At 47.4% G+C, this 620-nt stretch carries 1 protein-coding gene; it reads left to right on the forward strand.

Translation table 11 applies throughout. The features are described 5' to 3' along the window. Window positions 1–105: 105 nt before the first annotated feature. On the forward strand, window positions 106–620 hold a 515-nt coding region (locus tag ACFQEU_RS17470; protein WP_379784216.1), incomplete at its 3' end, for a bile acid:sodium symporter family protein.

Raw genomic sequence — 620 nt, forward strand, 5'->3', positions numbered from 1 at the left:
GAATTAGTTAAATGGGCAAATTTCCAGCCTATGTACCAGCTGATGGTTGCACTAGACGATAGCTTTTTACGTTAATGAAAAAGCGAAGCAAAAAAGGGCTAGCGCATGGGTGAGGGCAGTATCGTGACATTAGTGTTGCCTTACTTGCTCGCCTTGGTGATGGCCGGTATGGGTATGACGTTAAGGCCAGAGGATTTTTTTCGGGTTTGGGAAAACCGTGAAAAAATGGTCGTAATTCTGATTGCGCAATTGGTATTTTTGCCGGTATGTGGTTTGTTGCTACTGCTGTGCTTAAAGGATCAACCTGCACTGGCGCTCGGCCTCGTACTCTTGAGTGCCTGCCCAGGCGGCACTACATCTAATCTTTTTAGTCACTTGGCGCGCGCCAATGTCGCACTTTCAATTAGCTTAACGTCGGTAGCCGGCATTATCACCGTGCTTACCATTCCGCTCTGGGTAAATATTGCACTCTGGTTGCTTGCTGATAGCGGTAGTGGTTGGTCTTTACCATTTGTGGATACACTCCAATCCCTCGTGATTTACACCTTATTGCCCGTGTTAGTGGGCATGCAAATTAAGTGGCATTGGCCCCGTTTTGCTCTCGCTGCTGAAAAACCGTT

Origin of the sequence: Halorubrum tibetense, from assembly GCF_042661865.1 — an archaeon.
GTDB classification, from domain to species: domain Archaea; phylum Halobacteriota; class Halobacteria; order Halobacteriales; family Haloferacaceae; genus Halorubrum; species Halorubrum tibetense.